This is a genomic window from Weeksella sp. HMSC059D05, from assembly GCF_001809725.1.
In the GTDB taxonomy this organism is placed as follows: Bacteria; Bacteroidota; Bacteroidia; order Flavobacteriales; family Weeksellaceae; genus Weeksella; species Weeksella virosa.
Genome location: NZ_KV798549.1, coordinates 44328 through 60403, shown reverse-complemented (window position 1 = coordinate 60403; position 16076 = coordinate 44328). Strand labels below are relative to the sequence as shown.

14 protein-coding genes and 1 tRNA gene are annotated in these 16076 nt (G+C 34.0%); 6 read left to right on the top strand and 9 right to left on the bottom strand.

Translation table 11 applies throughout. The annotated features are described in order from the left end of the window. Positions 1 to 3228 (top strand): carbamoyl-phosphate synthase (glutamine-hydrolyzing) large subunit, encoded by a 3228-nt coding sequence (carB, locus tag HMPREF2660_RS09350; RefSeq protein ID WP_070486894.1) that lies wholly within the window; start codon positions 1 to 3, stop codon positions 3226 to 3228. 80 nt (positions 3229 to 3308) lie between these two features. Here the strand turns inward: carB and HMPREF2660_RS09345 are convergent, their stop codons facing one another. Next, positions 3309 to 3986, bottom strand: a complete 678-nt coding sequence (locus tag HMPREF2660_RS09345; RefSeq protein WP_070486949.1) for an ankyrin repeat domain-containing protein — start codon at positions 3984 to 3986, stop codon at positions 3309 to 3311. Positions 3987 to 4281: 295 nt separating this feature from the next. On the opposite strand from HMPREF2660_RS09345, the gene HMPREF2660_RS09340 reads away from it, so the two are divergent. Continuing rightward, positions 4282 to 4605 carry a hypothetical protein gene (locus HMPREF2660_RS09340; protein WP_070486892.1) on the top strand — a complete coding sequence of 108 codons (324 nt, stop codon included), beginning with the start codon at positions 4282 to 4284 and terminating at the stop codon, positions 4603 to 4605. Positions 4606 to 4737: 132 nt separating this feature from the next. Here the strand turns inward: HMPREF2660_RS09340 and HMPREF2660_RS09335 are convergent, their stop codons facing one another. From HMPREF2660_RS09335 to HMPREF2660_RS09320, 4 genes are all read right to left on the bottom strand, one after another. Next, positions 4738 to 5463, bottom strand: a complete 726-nt coding sequence (locus HMPREF2660_RS09335; RefSeq protein WP_013597410.1) for a hypothetical protein — start codon at positions 5461 to 5463, stop codon at positions 4738 to 4740. Between the two features lie 23 nt (positions 5464 to 5486). Continuing rightward, positions 5487 to 6209 (bottom strand): tRNA threonylcarbamoyladenosine dehydratase, encoded by a 723-nt coding sequence (locus HMPREF2660_RS09330; protein WP_013597409.1) that lies wholly within the window; start codon positions 6207 to 6209, stop codon positions 5487 to 5489. Between the two features lie 4 nt (positions 6210 to 6213). Then, on the bottom strand, positions 6214 to 6870 hold the full coding sequence (locus tag HMPREF2660_RS09325) for a TatD family hydrolase (RefSeq protein WP_070486891.1): 657 nt from the start codon (positions 6868 to 6870) through the stop codon (positions 6214 to 6216). Between the two features lie 341 nt (positions 6871 to 7211). Further along, the gene (locus tag HMPREF2660_RS09320; protein WP_070486889.1) at positions 7212 to 8255 is read right to left on the bottom strand and encodes an asparaginase; all 1044 of its coding nucleotides are present in this window, start codon (positions 8253 to 8255) and stop codon (positions 7212 to 7214) included. Positions 8256 to 8382: 127 nt separating this feature from the next. Here HMPREF2660_RS09320 and HMPREF2660_RS09315 point away from each other — a divergent pair, with 127 nt between their 5' ends. From HMPREF2660_RS09315 to HMPREF2660_RS09305, 3 genes are all read left to right on the top strand, one after another. Then, positions 8383 to 9216 carry a hypothetical protein gene (locus tag HMPREF2660_RS09315; protein ID WP_013597406.1) on the top strand — a complete coding sequence of 278 codons (834 nt, stop codon included), beginning with the start codon at positions 8383 to 8385 and terminating at the stop codon, positions 9214 to 9216. Between the two features lie 58 nt (positions 9217 to 9274). Then, positions 9275 to 9730, top strand: a complete 456-nt coding sequence (gene lysM / locus HMPREF2660_RS09310; protein WP_013597405.1) for a peptidoglycan-binding protein LysM — start codon at positions 9275 to 9277, stop codon at positions 9728 to 9730. A 148-nt stretch (positions 9731 to 9878) separates the two neighbouring features. Then, positions 9879 to 10733, top strand: coding sequence for an OmpA/MotB family protein (locus HMPREF2660_RS09305; protein WP_070486888.1), 855 nt, complete (start codon positions 9879 to 9881; stop codon positions 10731 to 10733). Between the two features lie 350 nt (positions 10734 to 11083). Here the strand turns inward: HMPREF2660_RS09305 and HMPREF2660_RS09300 are convergent, their stop codons facing one another. After that, positions 11084 to 11431, bottom strand: a complete 348-nt coding sequence (locus tag HMPREF2660_RS09300; RefSeq protein WP_013597403.1) for a phage holin family protein — start codon at positions 11429 to 11431, stop codon at positions 11084 to 11086. Positions 11432 to 11527: 96 nt separating this feature from the next. Next, positions 11528 to 13063 (bottom strand): glycine--tRNA ligase, encoded by a 1536-nt coding sequence (locus tag HMPREF2660_RS09295; RefSeq protein WP_070486886.1) that lies wholly within the window; start codon positions 13061 to 13063, stop codon positions 11528 to 11530. 385 nt (positions 13064 to 13448) lie between these two features. Here HMPREF2660_RS09295 and HMPREF2660_RS09290 point away from each other — a divergent pair, with 385 nt between their 5' ends. Further along, positions 13449 to 14330, top strand: a complete 882-nt coding sequence (locus HMPREF2660_RS09290; RefSeq protein WP_255356446.1) for a hypothetical protein — start codon at positions 13449 to 13451, stop codon at positions 14328 to 14330. Positions 14331 to 14531: 201 nt separating this feature from the next. Here the strand turns inward: HMPREF2660_RS09290 and HMPREF2660_RS09285 are convergent, their stop codons facing one another. Together HMPREF2660_RS09285 and HMPREF2660_RS09280 are read right to left on the bottom strand one after the other, a co-directional pair. After that, positions 14532 to 15317, bottom strand: coding sequence for a TraB/GumN family protein (locus HMPREF2660_RS09285; protein WP_141743587.1), 786 nt, complete (start codon positions 15315 to 15317; stop codon positions 14532 to 14534). A gap of 652 nt (positions 15318 to 15969) precedes the next feature. After that, positions 15970 to 16054: transfer RNA gene (locus HMPREF2660_RS09280), tRNA-Ser, on the bottom strand. Between the last annotated feature and the right edge of the window lie 22 nt (positions 16055 to 16076).

Sequence of the window (16076 nt, the reverse complement as noted above, 5' to 3'; positions counted from 1 at the left end):
ATGATCAACGATATAAAAAAAGTTTTAGTTTTAGGATCAGGAGCCTTGAAAATTGGCGAAGCAGGCGAGTTCGATTATTCAGGTTCACAAGCCCTTAAAGCCCTCAAAGAAGAAGGAATCAAAACCATCCTAATCAACCCAAATATAGCCACTGTTCAAACTTCAGAAGGAATTGCAGATGAGATTTATTTTCTTCCTATAACTCCTTACTTTGTAGAAAAAGTAATAGCAAAAGAGAGACCAGACGGAATTTTAGTCGCTTTCGGAGGACAAACTGCACTCAACTGTGCTGTTGAGCTCAATAAAAATAAAATATTCGATCGGTACAATGTTCGCGTCTTAGGAACTCCAATTTCTGTAATCGAATCGACAGAAGATCGAGATATTTTTATCGAAAAATTAGACCAAATCGGTGTGCTTACTGCACGGTCAGAAGCTGTAGAAACAGTAGAAGATGCAATGGCTGCTGGAAAAAAAATAGGTTTCCCGCTAATTATTCGTGCCGCATATGCATTGGGAGGTTTAGGTTCTGGCTTTGCTAATAACGAAGAAGAATTATACGAATTGGTAGAAAAAGCCTTTACATATTCTAACCAAGTTTTGGTCGAAGAATCGCTCAAAGGTTGGAAGGAAATAGAATATGAAGTCGTTCGTGATGCTGCCGATAATTGTATTACGGTATGTAATATGGAGAATTTCGATCCGATTGGTGTACATACCGGTGAATCTATTGTTGTGGCTCCTTCGCAGACTTTGACCAGTTCAGAGTATCACAAATTAAGAGAAATCGCTATACGGACTATTCGTCATTTGGGAGTTGTGGGAGAATGTAACATACAATATGCATTTGATCCAGTTTCAGAAGAATATCGTGTAATCGAAGTAAATGCTCGTTTATCAAGATCTTCTGCATTGGCTTCAAAAGCCACGGGTTACCCTTTGGCCTTTGTCGCTGCAAAGTTAGCTTTAGGTTATACCCTAGACGAACTGAAAAACAGTGTAACCAAAACAACTTCTGCAATGTTCGAGCCTGCTTTGGATTATTGCGTGGTGAAATTACCTCGTTGGGATTTGTCGAAATTCTACGGCGTAAGAAGAAACATAGGTTCTGCCATGAAGTCGGTTGGAGAGGTGATGGCAATCGGGCGATCTTTTGAAGAAGCAATTCAAAAAGGAATACGAATGCTCGATATCGGGCATCGCGGATTTGTAGCAAATTCGTTCTCAATTCCAGAAGGTGAATCATTGGATACTTGGCTTGCCGAGCCAAACGATGAACGATTATATGCAATAACAGAAGCTTTCAAGGCGGGTTATTCAATAGAAAAAATCCACGATTTAACGAAAATCGATCTGTGGTTTTTACAACGATTAGAGAGAATCTTTAGAACAGCGGAAAAAATTGAAGCCCTAGAGCGATTCGAACAATTAGATAAAGAACTTTTACACACTGCCAAAAAGCAAGGATTTTCTGATCAGCAAATAGGTGTATTGATCAAAGGAGATCGTATGGCTCATAGGAATGAGCTGACTGTTCGCGAACTGAGAAAAAATTACGGAATCCTACCTGTTGTAAAACAAATCGATACCTTGGCTGCCGAATTCCCTGCACAAACCAATTATTTATATATCACCTACCACGGTACAGAAAATGATTTAAATCCAGAAACCGAAAAATCTGTTTGTATTTTAGGTTCGGGTGTTTACAGAATAGGCTCTTCGGTAGAGTTTGATTGGTGTGGAGTAAACGCAGCACAAACAGCATCAAAAAACGGATATAAAACAGTCATTATCAACTACAACCCAGAAACGGTTTCTACCGATTATGACACGTCTGATCGCTTGTACTTTGAAGAATTAACCTTCGAGCGTGTGATGGATATACTAGAATTCGAGAATCCATTTGGCACAATCATTTCTACAGGAGGGCAAATTCCGAATAATCTAGCAATGAAATTGTACGACCAAAATAAAAATATTCTAGGTACCTCGCCTTTGCGTATAGATGATGCGGAAAACCGACACAAATTCTCGGAAATTCTAGACGAATTAGGAATTGATCAACCACGATGGAAAGAGTTATCCTCACTAGAAGCGGTTCATTCTTTTGTAGACGAAGTTGGTTTCCCGGTACTAATTCGCCCATCATACGTACTTTCGGGTGCTGCGATGAATATAGTTTCTAACTCGCACGAACTAGATGCTTTCCTAAAACTAGCCAAAGAAGTATCACCCGATTATCCAGTTGTAGTATCGGAATTTGTGCAAGGAGCAAAAGAAATCGAATTGGATGCCGTTTGCCAAAACGGAGAAATTGTAGATTATGCCGTATCAGAACACGTAGAGTTTGCAGGTGTGCACTCTGGTGATGCCACAATGTATTATCCGCCACAAAAAGTCTACATCGAGACTATTCGCCAGATGAGAAAAGTCGCAGCAAAAATTGCAAAACGTTTCGAAATTTCTGGACCGATGAATATTCAATTTCTATCGCAGAACAACACTGTTCGTGTAATCGAAACCAATATTCGTGCATCGCGCTCATTTCCGTTCGTATCAAAAGTTTCTGGACATAATTTGATCGAGAAAGCAACCAAAATCTTGTTAGGAATAGAAGTAGAAAAGGGTAAATCAGAAGTTGTTTACGATTTGGATTATGTAGGAGTTAAAGCCTCGCAATTTTCATTTACTCGTCTACAAGGTGCAGATCCTGTTTTGTCGGTTGATATGTCGTCTACCGGAGAAGTTGGTTGTATTGGCGATTCAGCAGAAGAAGCCTTACTAAAATCGATGTTATCGGTAGGATACAAAATACCAGAAAAAACAGTATTGATTTCTGGAGGTCCGATCGAATCGAAGGTAGCATTATTAGGGCCAGCAAAAGAATTAATTGCCAATGGATATAAAATCTATGCAACCGAAGGAACACACAAATTTTTCACAGATAACGATGTTTATTCGACAATGGTGTATTGGCCTTCGGATGAAAAAGAGCCTAATGTAATAACGTATATGCACGATCATAAATTCGATATGGTAATCAATATTCCAAAAAACTTAACCAAAGCAGAGTTGGATAACGATTATCAGATACGGAGAACAGCCGTAGATTTTAACATTCCGTTGATTACCAATGCACGATTAGCATCGGCTTTTATACATGCTTTCACTACTTTGTCGATCGATGATCTGAAAATCAAGACATGGAGAGAATACCAGAATAAATAAGCTCGAAAAAGGATATTTATTATCATCAAAAAAATCCACTCAAATAGAGTGGATTTTTTTGGATTGTAAAGACTTTACAATTATTTTAATAAATTGACAATCGCTTTGAAGTTTCTTTGTTCTGCGTGCTCAAGCGCAGTGGTTCCGTCCTTGTCTGGTATATTTTTATCGGCTCCAGCTTTTAGTAAAATTTTAATAATTTCTTGATAATTTTTACTTCCGTCTGATAAGATAACCGTTTCCATAAGCGCTGTCCATCCTAAACGGTTTATATGATTGATGGGGAAGTTTGGTGTGTTAGCTAAAAGGCGAACAGTAGCAACATGACCTTTTTCGCAAGCCGGTATAAGTGCAGTTCCGTTATAACGATTATAGACAGAGAAATCTGCACCATGTGATAGATATAGTTTCACGAATTCGGTCATGCCTTCCGCACCCGCAAAAAGAAAAGGAGAATCTGCATTGTTATTTTGCGTATTGACATTGGCACCGGCTTCTACCAATAGCTTTGCAATCACTAGGTTTTGGTTATACGTTGCATAATGTAGTGGCGTATTGCCATCCGTGTCTTGTTTGTTTACATTTCTTTTGTTCTCTATCCAAGAGGTAACTTGCTCAACATTGTTACTTTTTGTTGCTTCTAGAATATCCATTTGGGCGATGCTTTTGGGGTTAAGGTTGTTTGGGTTTTGTGGATCAGAAAAACATCCCATAACCATAAAAAAGATAAGAAATTTTATTGATACAGCTGTTTTCATAAATTTTTGCATCATTTGTTTTCAGAAAAAAACAATATAATCATAATATCTAGTATTGTAATGTGTTTTAACGTAGGTTTATGATTAATTTGAATTTTTTCTGATTTCTAAGGATTGATACCGTAACTGAGCTTCAGCTATAAGATAGAAAGAATCTGTGTGGCAAGAATAAACATTCGATGATATAACACTCAATCGACGATTTTTATTATTATTGATAATATCAATATAATTTATGCAATTACCTTAGAAAATTGTTTTATCTTGATCGAGTCAAATTATAAAATATAATGCTATGAAATTGGTATCCCTACTCATTATAACATTCATCTTTTCAGGTTTTATTTCTTGTAATAAAAAAATCCAAAAGAACGAAGAGAATAAAAATTTATTTATAAATAGTTGTATTACCACTGCAAAAAAAGAAACCGGAGGAATGTTTAAAGAAGAAGATATCAATGCGTATTGTGATTGTGCTGCAAATAAAGCATTAGGGGAATTTACAGTAGAAGAGATGTTACAGCTAAATAACGCAGAAGAAGGGGTAGATGTACAAAAACGTTTGATGGAAGTAATTCAACCCTGTGTAGAAGAATTGTCGAAAAAAGCACAGCATTAAAAAAAACTTTTTAGGTATAAAAAAACTAGTAAATGTTTATTTCTATACTAGTGGAACTAGCGAAAAAGTGTAGCAATTGGTAAGAGTATAGAAATTGAAATGACCTAAAAAAGCTCGATGTTTCGAGCTTTTTTAGTTAGTTTTCTCTAAAATTTCTTCTATATAAATTCTAACTTCTTCTTGTCCGTTCGAATCAAGTTTCGATTTGAAATCTTCTAACTGTTCTAATACTTTCTGACGATCTAATTTCTGTAGTAATGCATGACTGCTTGCCAAAAAGATACTAATACTATCTAATCCACGCTCTCGGAGATATTTTTCGTTGGATGTTTTTATTTGTTCATATATTTGACAAAGAAGATTGAATTTTTCGAAGGCTGCTTCATTTTGGTCTTTTGCTTCTAATGCTAATAAATAGTGGAAAATTAATTGTACCGAAGGTATATTTCTTTCCGTACCATATTGTGTATATTTTTCTAGCGCTTTTGCAAAAAGCATTTCACTTTTTTCGTATTGCTCATTAAGCGTTGCTGCAATCACAGCATTGAACCAATCGTCCGAATTATTACTGTTTTCTGCTAATTGACTAAACGCTTCGTCGGCTTCTGCCCACTTGCTTTGGGCATAATGACATAGCGCAATTAGTTTTTTTGCATCATATACATCTTTCTCTGTGGTGGCAGTTTTTTCTAATTCTTCTGCAATTTTCCGACTCAACACATATTGTTGATTATCGAATAAATCAATTGCTGTGTTTAGTATACTATTGGTCGCTCTTTTTTCAAAAGCCTTGTTATACGCTTCGAAATGTTCTCTTAGTCGATCTTCGTATGTTTTGTAGTTGTAGTTAATTTTCATGTTTGCAAAATAAACAAAATTTGTTAATCTTTTTGATCTAATAAATAGCGAATGACAGTTTCGGCTGCATACAAACCAAAAAGTGCTGGCATCCAGCTGTTTGTACCATAGTAAGATTTCTTGAAATTTGTTCCGTCGGTTAAAGCTACACTATTTTCGTCCGGAACTTCTGTAGAAAAAACAGCTTTTACTCCTTTAGAAACACCCATCTTCTTTAGGCGTCGACGTATTGTTTTGGCTAATGGACAAACATCTGTTTTACTTATGTCTTTTACAACTACTTTGCTTGCCAACATTTTCCCGCCGGCTCCCATATTGCTAATAACTTTTACTTTTTTGCTTTTAGCAGATTTGATGAGATTCAACTTTGGGGTAATACTATCGATGCAGTCCATAACATAATCAAACTCGGTTGTGACTATTTCTGTTGCTCGTTCTGGTGTAAGGAATTCTTGGTGTTTGGTAAGTTTCAGTTCGGGATTGATGTCGAGAAGACGTTGTGCTAGAACCTCTATCTTGGGTTGGTTTATCGTAGAGTGTAATGCAGGTAATTGACGGTTAATGTTGGTAATATCTATAACATCACCATCTACTATTGTGAGATTTCCTACTCCTGCACGTGTTATGAATTCTGCTGCAAAGGATCCTACACCACCCAAACCAACAATCAAAACATGAGCGTTTTTCAGTCGCTCTATTCCTTCGGTTTTAAATAATAATTCTGCTCTTTCTTGCCAAATAGCCATTTTGTTAATGAAATTTATGCCCAAAAAATCGTTCTACATTGCGTTCGACTGCGATCTTTAATTCGTCTAAACTACAGGCTTTTAATTCTGCAGCTTTCTGATATATCTCTTCGATCGAGAACCATGTATCATCCGTTTCGAGAAAAATTCTTTCCATCGAAAGGTTTGCAAAGATAGTTTGTAGGTTTGGGTTTTTCATTAGATTGACACCAAAACTTACTTCGTGCCCTTCTGTATGAATTTGTTTTAATAATAAAGCGTTTTTTCTAAATCCATGAAAAAGAAATTGTTGCTCTATCTTTTCTTGTTTATGAATATTGAGTATCTCTTGATAAGCCTTTACACAATGTATTATGATGGGTTTTTGATGAGAGGTATTAAGATGTAATTGCTCGATAAAAACTTTCTTTTGCAACTCAAAATCTACCTCAGAATATTTATCTAATCCACACTCGCCTAAAGCCAAACAGTTTTCTTTACTCAGCTTATAATCTAGCAGTTTTAGTTCAGTTTTATACGTTTCTTCTTTGATATGCCAAGGATGCAAGCCGCACGTGAAAAAGGGTGTACTGATGTTATCAGAAGGGTAGGTGTTGAGAATTTCTATAACCTGGTTTGTGGAGTGATAATGATGGGTGTGGATATTGAAGAATCTAGACATTGTAAGCAAGTTTTTTGGCCAATAGGGTTTGATGTTGTTGTTTTCTGAATCGAAGAATGGCTAGTAATTTACATCTTTATTTTAATAGAAATAGAACAGATAAACTCTTCAGAAAGAAATAGTTCAATTGAATATTGCCCCACAAAAAGTAGCGGCCTTAATGATGTATAATACGGTTTCACTTACCTTATTATTTATCTAGAAAAAATCTGTCTGTAGATGAGGTTTCTATCCTTACCGATGCGATGAACAATTTAGCTATATGGATAAGTACGATTTTTATTATAACAGTTTTTTAGTGATAAAAATATGATAAATTACAAAACTAGATGAGTGACAAATTAATGTAAAAGATGACGATTATTAGTAAGTTCTCCCTTTAAGTTTTTTTCATACTCTATCTTGAAATCTTGATAGGATAAATTCTGTCCTAGTAAATAAATTACTTTCGTGATTGCGGCTTCCATCGTCAGATCATAGCTACTGATAACACCCATTTTTCTTAGCGGTAAACTGGTTGCATACCTTCCTATTTCGACCATCCCACCCGCACATTGTGTATTGATAATGAGGTGGACTTTTTCTTCTACTTTTTCCTTCAATATATCGATAAACCACTCTTCGGTAAAAATATTTCCGGTTCCATATCCTTCTATAATAAAAGCTTTAACATTAGGAGTTTGAAAAATATTTTTTACAAAATCTTTAGTTATTCCTGGGAATATTTTCAAAACTCCGACCGATGGATTCAATTGTTTATTCACCATAAAAGGACCATTAATTGGATAGTGAAATAAAAGATTTTTCTTTACATCAAGGTGCACTCCGCTGATTCCTAATGAAGGGAAATTGGGCGAATCAAACGCATCGAAGTTTTCTGCATTTACTTTGGTTGCCCGGTTTGCTCTGAAAAGTTTATACTCGAAGTAGATGCAAACCTCCTGTATAATTGGCTCATTATCTTGCATCAAACTCGCTAATAGTACAGTAGTAATTAAGTTTTCTTTGGCATCCGTTCTTAGCTCTCCAATGGGTAATTGAGAGCCTGTGAAAATAATTGGCTTATCTAGATTTTCGATCATGAAGCTTAGCGCAGATGCCGTATACGCCATTGTATCTGTTCCGTGTAGAATAACAAAACCATCGTATAAATCGTATTTTTCTTCTAAAATTTCACCTATCCTAATCCAAATTTCGGGTTTCATATCGGCCGAATCTATTGGATTTTCAAAACTATAATAATTTATATCACAATCAATTAAAGAAAGTTCTGGGAGTTTTTTGATTAGATTGTCAAAGTCAAATGGGATAAGCGATTGCGAATCGTAATCCATTGCCATACCAATTGTCCCACCTGTATAAATGATTAGAATTTTAGGAATCATATCGTTAGAAAATGTTATATCAATGCCCAAAATTATTGATTTTTTCTTAATTTAAAACCTCAAAACCCGAAAGATAATTCGTTGTAATAGAGAGAATCGTTTATCTTCGTATAAAAATCTTTTAGCAATGAAACTTAATATCTTTTATATACTTTTTTGTATTTCTCTTTCACCGCTTTTTGCTCAGGAAGGTAAATTGTTTGATGTAGAATACGATGTGAAAGGACAAACCGTAAATACACTTGCTTTTACAATGGCAAAATGCAGTCAGATATCGATCCATAATGCATGGGTAAATTGGGTGAAAGCGAGGAATGGAAAATTGACATTGCTAAATAAAAACGAAGCAAATGAAGTACGTTTTAAAAACTCGCCAGAAAACTATAAAACAACACTAAATTTGGTTGATGAAGGTACTGATTCACTCACCATAATCACAACCTTAGTCGATGAGAAAGGTATGTTTGTGAATGCTTCGTCGGTGGATTATCCAGAAATCTATGAGCGCCTAAAAGATCTATCATTCGAGATGCGAAAGGGGTGTTATCGGCATGAGTTGACACAAGCCAATGAGTACATGATTCGGTTGAGTAATCAGAATCTAGATTTGCATAAGCAAAAAGGAAAGGTAATGAAAAGTTTACTAAAAAATCAGAACGAATTACTGAAACTAGAAACGCAAAAAAATAGTGTTACAGAAAAGTTGTCGACCATAGAAAGCGATTTGATGCAAGCATCCGATGATAAAAAAATTGATAAATTGATGCGACAAAAACAAAAAGTAGAAAGTAACTTCTATGGTTTGGATAGTAAAATAGGAAGGCTGAATGAATCGATTAAAGAAGGAAATATACAGCTAGAGCAAATTGAACAAACTCTGTCGGGTGTAACAGAAGTTTACCAATCACAAAGTAATTTAATTGAAAATTTACGTAGGAAATTAAATGAAATATATCGATAATGGCAAAATATTTGTTATATTAGTTGTAGTATTAATAACCTAATTAATTAAATAAACTATGGGATTATTTTCATTTATTAAAAATGCCGGTGATAAATTATTCGGAGGCAACGAAACACCTGAACAAAAAGCACAGAAGATAAAAGAACATGTAAACAAATATGGCTTTGATTTGAGTGGAGTTACTTTTACAGTGGAAGGCGAAAAAGTAGTAGTTTCGGGAGAAGCAAAAAATCTAGATGAAAAACAGAAGATTTTGGCTACTGCAGGCAATGTGGAAGGAGTAGAGGGAGTTGAGGATCATTTAACTTTGCGAGAAGCGTTGAAAATCGAAATTCCAGATTTGTCTAAAACCTTATACACTGTAAAAAAAGGCGACACTTTATCTAAGATTGCAAAAGAGGTTTATGGCGATATGATGAAATACCCTAAAATTTTCGAAGCAAATAAGCCAATGCTAAAAGATCCAGACAAGATTTATCCTGGTCAAGTATTGTACATTCCACAAGATTAGTAGAAACTAGGATATTAAGAACTTTCAATTCATGTTTTTGGATTGAAAGTTTTTTTAGAATTATGAATTATAAAAGAAAATAGATACTAAAAAACACTTATTTTCGTTAAAAAATATAATAGAAACAGTATATCATAAAAATAGAAATATGAAATTATCAATTTTTCCTGTAGCTGCTTTAGCATTTACGATGTTGGTAGGTTGTGTTAGTCAGAAACAATATGATGAACTACAAGCTAGATACAACACTGCATATGCAGAAGGACAAGCTGCACAAAATGAGTTGTCTGCTGCAAGAGCTAGAATCGAAGGATTAGAAAGTATGATTGAGGCAGAAAGACGAAATTTAAAATCATTAGAAACTGCTTTCCAAACATGTCAATCATCACTAAACAATTGTTTAGATGGTAAAAAAGGTGATGCGGTGAATATTTCTAAACTTTTGGATGAAATTGCAGCATCAAATAAATATATACAGCATTTAGTGAATACAAAATCAAAATCAGATTCATTAAATATGGTGCTAACCAACAACTTAACACGTTCTTTATCTCGTGAAGAAATGCGTGATATCGATGTTCAAGTATTGAAAGGTGTAGTGTATATATCGTTAGCTGATAATATGTTATATAAATCAGGAAGCTACGAAATTTCTCCAGCAGCAGGAGAAACCCTGAGTAAAATTGCAAAAATCATCAAAGATTACCGTGATTATGATGTGTTAATTGAGGGGAATACAGATAATGTACCGATTAATCGTCCGAATATTCGCAATAACTGGGATCTTTCTGCCCTTCGTGCATCTTCTGTTGTGCAAGCATTACAAAATCAGTACGGAGTTGATCCTAAACGTTTAACCGCTGGTGGGCGTGGAGAGTATAATCCTGTAACTACTAATGCTACCGAAGAAGGTAGATCTAAAAACCGCCGTACACAGATTATCATTACTCCAAAATTAGATGAGTTTATGAATTTAATCGGGCAAGCACCAGGTAAGAAATAAATAAAAATTTCAGATATAAAAAGGCTGCAGAATGCAGCCTTTTTTGTAAAATAAACTTTGCTCGATTTATAGAGTTTTACTACTCATTTTCATCATTAGTAATTCTTGCATTGTTATTGATAAAATTATTTATAGAATTGATGAAAATTACTAAATGAAATTCCCAATGCCTATATTTTAGTAAATATCTCGATCATTGTTCCTGGGAAAGTTCTTGTTAAATGAAAGAAAACAACAAAAAGAATCTAAGCGAGAAGATCTGAGATAATTCAAAAAAAAAGGAGAATTGTATTATGATTCTCCTTTTTTTGTTATTGTTTGGTAAATAAATAAAATTTCCTCTACTATTATTAATTATCGTTACCCAATAATCCGCCAAATACAGATTGTACTATTCCTAAAACAACTCCGTACAAAAGAGCATACCAGAAACCATCTACCGTAAAATAATCACCCATCATTTTCTCTGCTAACAAAATGATTAGTGCAGTTATAACGAATGAAAACAACCCGAGGGTGAGGATGGTGATTGGAAAACTGATAATGCGTAAAACAGGTTTGATAAACGCGTTTAAAAAACCTAAAACTAGAGCTAATAAAATAGCTGCTCCGAAATTTTTAATATGCACCCCTGGTAAAATGTTGGCAAGAACAAATACAACTAAGGCAGAAATAAAAAAGTTAATAATAAAACCCATAATTTTTTTTATTAATACTATATGCAAATACTTTACCAAAAAAGAAAAAAACCGATTTATGTAAATCGGTTTTTTCAGATAGGACTATATTGGTGTTTATTGCTTATCAAAAAGATTTTTGATGTTTACTTCCGCATCAATAATAGCTGGTAAATCACTAATTGCTACTCTTTTTTGCTCCATCGTATCGCGGTGACGTAAAGTAACTGTATTGTCTTTTAAAGAGTCATGATCTACCGTTATACAGAATGGTGTTCCGATTGCATCCATTCGGCGATAACGCTTACCAATAGAGTCTTTCTCTTCATACATCACGTTAAAATCATAACGCAATTTACGAACAATTTCTTCTGCTAATTCTGGTAAACCATCTTTTTTAACCAATGGTAAAATTGCTGCTTTTATCGGTGCAATAGCTGCAGGTAATGCTAAAACAACTCGTTGTGTTCCGTCTGCTAATTCTTCTTCTCTCAAAGAATTAGAGAAAACTGCTAAAAATAATCGATCTAAACCTACTGAGGTCTCAACAACATAAGGTACGTATGACTCGTTGGTTTCGTTATCGAAATATTGTAGTTTTTTACCAGAAAACTTCTCGTGTGCTTTCAGATCAAAATCGGTACGCGAGTGAATTCCTTCTAGTTCTTTGAAACCGAATGGGAAACGGAATTCTATATCGGTTGCTGCATTTGCATAATGCGCTAATTTTTCATGGTCATGAAAACGATAATTATCATCACCTAAACCTAAAGATTTATGCCACTTCAAGCGGGTTTCTTTCCATTTTTCGTACCAGTCTAATTCTGTTCCAGGTTTCACGAAAAACTGCATTTCCATTTGCTCAAATTCTCTTTGTCTAAAAATAAATTGTCTTGCAACAATCTCATTTCTAAAGGCTTTCCCAATCTGAGCGATACCGAAAGGTAATTTCATTCTACCTGTTTTTTGTACATTGAGATAATTAAGGAAAATACCTTGAGCGGTTTCTGGGCGTAGGTATAAGTCCATTGCTTGCTCAGCTGTTGCGCCTAATTTTGTACCAAACATCAGGTTGAATTGTCGCACTTCTGTCCAGTTTTTAGAGCCTGTTACTGGGTCTGAAATTTCCAATTCTTCGATCAATGCTTTTACGTCTTCCAAGTCGTTTTTATCTAACGATTTACCCATTCTCTCAAGAATGGTGTTGATTTGTTTTTGATACTCTACTACACGCGGATTGGTAGCTAAGAATTGTTCTTTATCGAAAGCATCACCAAAACGTTTTTCTGCTTTTGCGATTTCTTTTTCTATTTTAGTTTCGATTTTCGCACAGTGTTCTTCGATCAAAACGTCTGCACGGTATCGCTTTTTAGAGTCTTTATTATCGATTAATGGATCGTTGAATGCATCAACGTGTCCGGAAGCTTTCCAAGTTGTGGGGTGCATAAAAATGGCAGAATCTATCCCGACAATGTTTTCATGTAATTGCACCATTGATTTCCACCAATATTGTTTCAAATTATTTTTTAATTCTACCCCATTTTGTGCATAATCATACACGGCAGACAAACCATCATAAATTTCGCTCGATTGAAAAATAAAACCGTATTCTTTCGCATGCGAAATTACTTTCTTGAAAATATCTTCTGACATAGTATTTTACATTCTAAGTTTTAAAGTGCAATTTTAATGAATTTTACGGAGTTTTTATAGTTTTTTGAAGTGCTTTTATAGAATATGGTTGTTTTTTGATGAAAAGTAGAATGAATTGCGGTAAAATTCTGTTAGTATAAAAAACAGAATTGGATTTAATTTTTTTTAAAAATATTCTGAGAGACGATGTTTGTGAAAGCTGGACATATTAATAAAATTATATTTTTGTGTGGATATTTTCTATATTTTTACCCAAAATTTATCGATGATTCTTATGTGTTTTCGATGAGTTGTGATCTACTATTGTATGAAGAAATTTTTTTATTTATCGTTTTTATTTTTGCTGTTTTTTTCTTGTGTCTCGCAGAGGCAACAAAAACAAGCGGTGCAGGAGAATATTCTTACCTTGCGAGATAGTTATTGCAAGGCACCGCATCATTATAATTTTGCACAAGAAGTTCCCTCGTATAATTCAGACTCTATTCTACAAACAAGGCAGCATCTACGGGAGAATTTTACTGATCAAAGTATTTTGATACTGAATGCACTCGGTACGTTGGATGAGGTGGAGAAAATCATTGAACTGAAAAAAAATCCTACCACAGATTCTAAAATAGAAATGTTGCGGTTGAAAAATATTATCAATAGTAAAATTACGATTTCTTTGACCGAAATAGATGCCGTTGCTGCTGAATTTGATTGCGAAGGTGAACGCGTGGCACAAATGGCTAATTTTGTTGATAATCTCAATGAAAATAAAAACAATAGATTGGTTATTTATTCTATAGTTGCAGGTGCAGCTGCATCGATTGCTAGTAGTATTATTAGCGACGATAGTTGGAGTAATGCTGTGGATATTTCGGGTGGGGTTTTAGGTGCAGGACTTGGTTTTGCGACCCTTAATCCGAAAGGAAAGAAAGTAGAGTTTATTCATGCAAGAAATTTATTGCGTGATGTGTGGCAAGAAAAATTACAGTCGAAAAATTTTCCACCATTTGTTTGGTATATGTTTACAGAAAAAAGTTTCTCTAATAGTGCAGAAGGTTTGTCGATTATCCAAAACATAAAAAAAAGATGGTTGCAATTTAATTTTCAGAATGATATAGAAAAGGCAAATCATTCGGTGATTTTTAACGATGGAGGAATTTACCGTGCCGATGATTTGCACAATCGTACATCGATGCTCAATCAGATGCAATCGGCGACAAGAACAATTAATCAAAGCATTAATTATCTTTTGTTGGATTTGGATCGATTTATATTATAATAGATGACTCTAATTTAGGTTTTTATGATTACAGAAAGTTAGTGAAAAAGAAGAAATCTGGGTTGCTTTATATTGTGCTTATAAAGAAATTACGATAAACAAATCTCTGCTTTTTGTGCGGGAGTAGGTTTTGTAGCAGTAACTTTCTATATTTCCTTCAACCTTGTTATTTTACCAAACGTTTTTGGTAGCAGTTTCGTTTCATTCTTTGTAATAGTTTTTTACTTTGATATTTTTTTCTTCCAATAAATCAAGTAAAGCATATTTATGGTCATTGCCAACTAGAACTATAATTTGTTTTCCTTTAAATTCGTTTGAGTATTTGGCAATATTTTCAGCCATTATTTTATTTCTTCTGTCCCAAAATTCTTTGCGAAGTTCAGCAAACTCTAACCATTCTTTCAATTCGTCTGTTCTTTTTATTATTGAAATCATCAATTCGAAGTTTATCTTGTTTTTAAGAGAAAGAAATTTTGTTGCAAGGTTGGAATTGCTCTCTTGTAAAGAATTAAATTTTAACTCTGAGTAGGTTTTCAAGGTTTGTAACAATATTTCAAAGTCAATTCTGCAACTTTCAGAAAATTTAACTTCTTTGTAAATGTTCAGCATTTCGCTAAACATTTTGTTCTCTTTTTCGTGATATTTTTCTTTTCTATAAAACTCGTTTCTTCCGTTTACATCAAAAGAACGAATTAGAGTTCCATTGAGTTGTTGGTAGTGATAGCTTGCGATATTTTCATTTGTTGTTAGAAAATCTTCTATCGGATATTTTTCAGTGTTGAAATTAAAGTCTTTTGTAAAATGTTTTTTTTCAAGTTCAATCAAAATCAAGTCTGGCTTTATTTTGTTGAAAATAATGGTTAAGCTGTCAGGGGTCATATAATGATTTTCTTCGTGAAAAGTCCCAATTAACCAAATTTCATTTTTAGCATAAGATATTGTAGAAATAAGTAAAATGAGAATTAAAAATAAGTTTTTATTTATCAATTATCATTTATCAATTATCATTTATCATTTATCATTTATCATTTATCATTTCTTTTATTAAAATCTGAAACATCATAATAATATAGAGAAATCACCACAATGCCTAAGGCAATATAACTAATCGTAGCTTTATTTGGATAATCTATAACACATAAATATTGAAAAAAGCTGATTTCTTCAACAAAAAACTAGATGTTTTAAGTAAACAAATGAAAGAAGCTTATCCATTTATTGATATTAAAAAAATTAATTCGATAAACATTATAACAGCCATTTCTACCAAGAAATAAACAAATTTAATCGAGGTTTATTAAAATCATTCGATAGTAAAATGGATTTACAAAAAATGGTACGAAGCATTGACAAGACAAATAAATTCTGGATTAGATGAAATTCCAGACAAATACAAAGGGTTTGTTTTTAGAGGAACATCATTAGAAAAAAATAGAAATATATATTAATGCTTTTAAAAATAGAAAAATGAATATATAGTGTTTAGTTTATAATGGTAATCAAAAGGGGGACCTTACACAACCTTTTGATTTTTCTGAACTTGGATACATTATGCAAAGAAAAACTCGGACTAAAATTAGGAAAAAGTCCCTAATTTAGTCCGAGTATTTTTTTATTCACTGACATTCAGTGTAGATTGCGGAGAGAGAGGGATTCGAACCCCCGGAGGTGTGACCCTCAACGGTTTTCAAGACCGCCGCATTCGACCGCTCTGCCATCTCTCCAATGTCCATTCCTTTACAGGAT

Excerpts from the sequence above, each read along its gene's own strand:
- carB (WP_070486894.1), top strand. The coding sequence starts at position 1 with ATGATCAACGATATAAAAAAAGTTTTAGTTTTAGGATCAGGAGCCTTG.
- HMPREF2660_RS09345 (WP_070486949.1), bottom strand. The coding sequence starts at position 3,986 with ATGAAAACAGCTGTATCAATAAAATTTCTTATCTTTTTTATGGTTATG.
- HMPREF2660_RS09340 (WP_070486892.1), top strand. The coding sequence starts at position 4,282 with ATGAAATTGGTATCCCTACTCATTATAACATTCATCTTTTCAGGTTTT.
- HMPREF2660_RS09335 (WP_013597410.1), bottom strand. The coding sequence starts at position 5,463 with ATGAAAATTAACTACAACTACAAAACATACGAAGATCGACTAAGAGAA.
- HMPREF2660_RS09330 (WP_013597409.1), bottom strand. The coding sequence starts at position 6,209 with ATGGCTATTTGGCAAGAAAGAGCAGAATTATTATTTAAAACCGAAGGA.
- HMPREF2660_RS09325 (WP_070486891.1), bottom strand. The coding sequence starts at position 6,870 with ATGTCTAGATTCTTCAATATCCACACCCATCATTATCACTCCACAAAC.
- HMPREF2660_RS09320 (WP_070486889.1), bottom strand. The coding sequence starts at position 8,255 with ATGATTCCTAAAATTCTAATCATTTATACAGGTGGGACAATTGGTATG.
- HMPREF2660_RS09315 (WP_013597406.1), top strand. The coding sequence starts at position 8,383 with ATGAAACTTAATATCTTTTATATACTTTTTTGTATTTCTCTTTCACCG.
- lysM (WP_013597405.1), top strand. The coding sequence starts at position 9,275 with ATGGGATTATTTTCATTTATTAAAAATGCCGGTGATAAATTATTCGGA.
- HMPREF2660_RS09305 (WP_070486888.1), top strand. The coding sequence starts at position 9,879 with ATGAAATTATCAATTTTTCCTGTAGCTGCTTTAGCATTTACGATGTTG.
- HMPREF2660_RS09300 (WP_013597403.1), bottom strand. The coding sequence starts at position 11,431 with ATGGGTTTTATTATTAACTTTTTTATTTCTGCCTTAGTTGTATTTGTT.
- HMPREF2660_RS09295 (WP_070486886.1), bottom strand. The coding sequence starts at position 13,063 with ATGTCAGAAGATATTTTCAAGAAAGTAATTTCGCATGCGAAAGAATAC.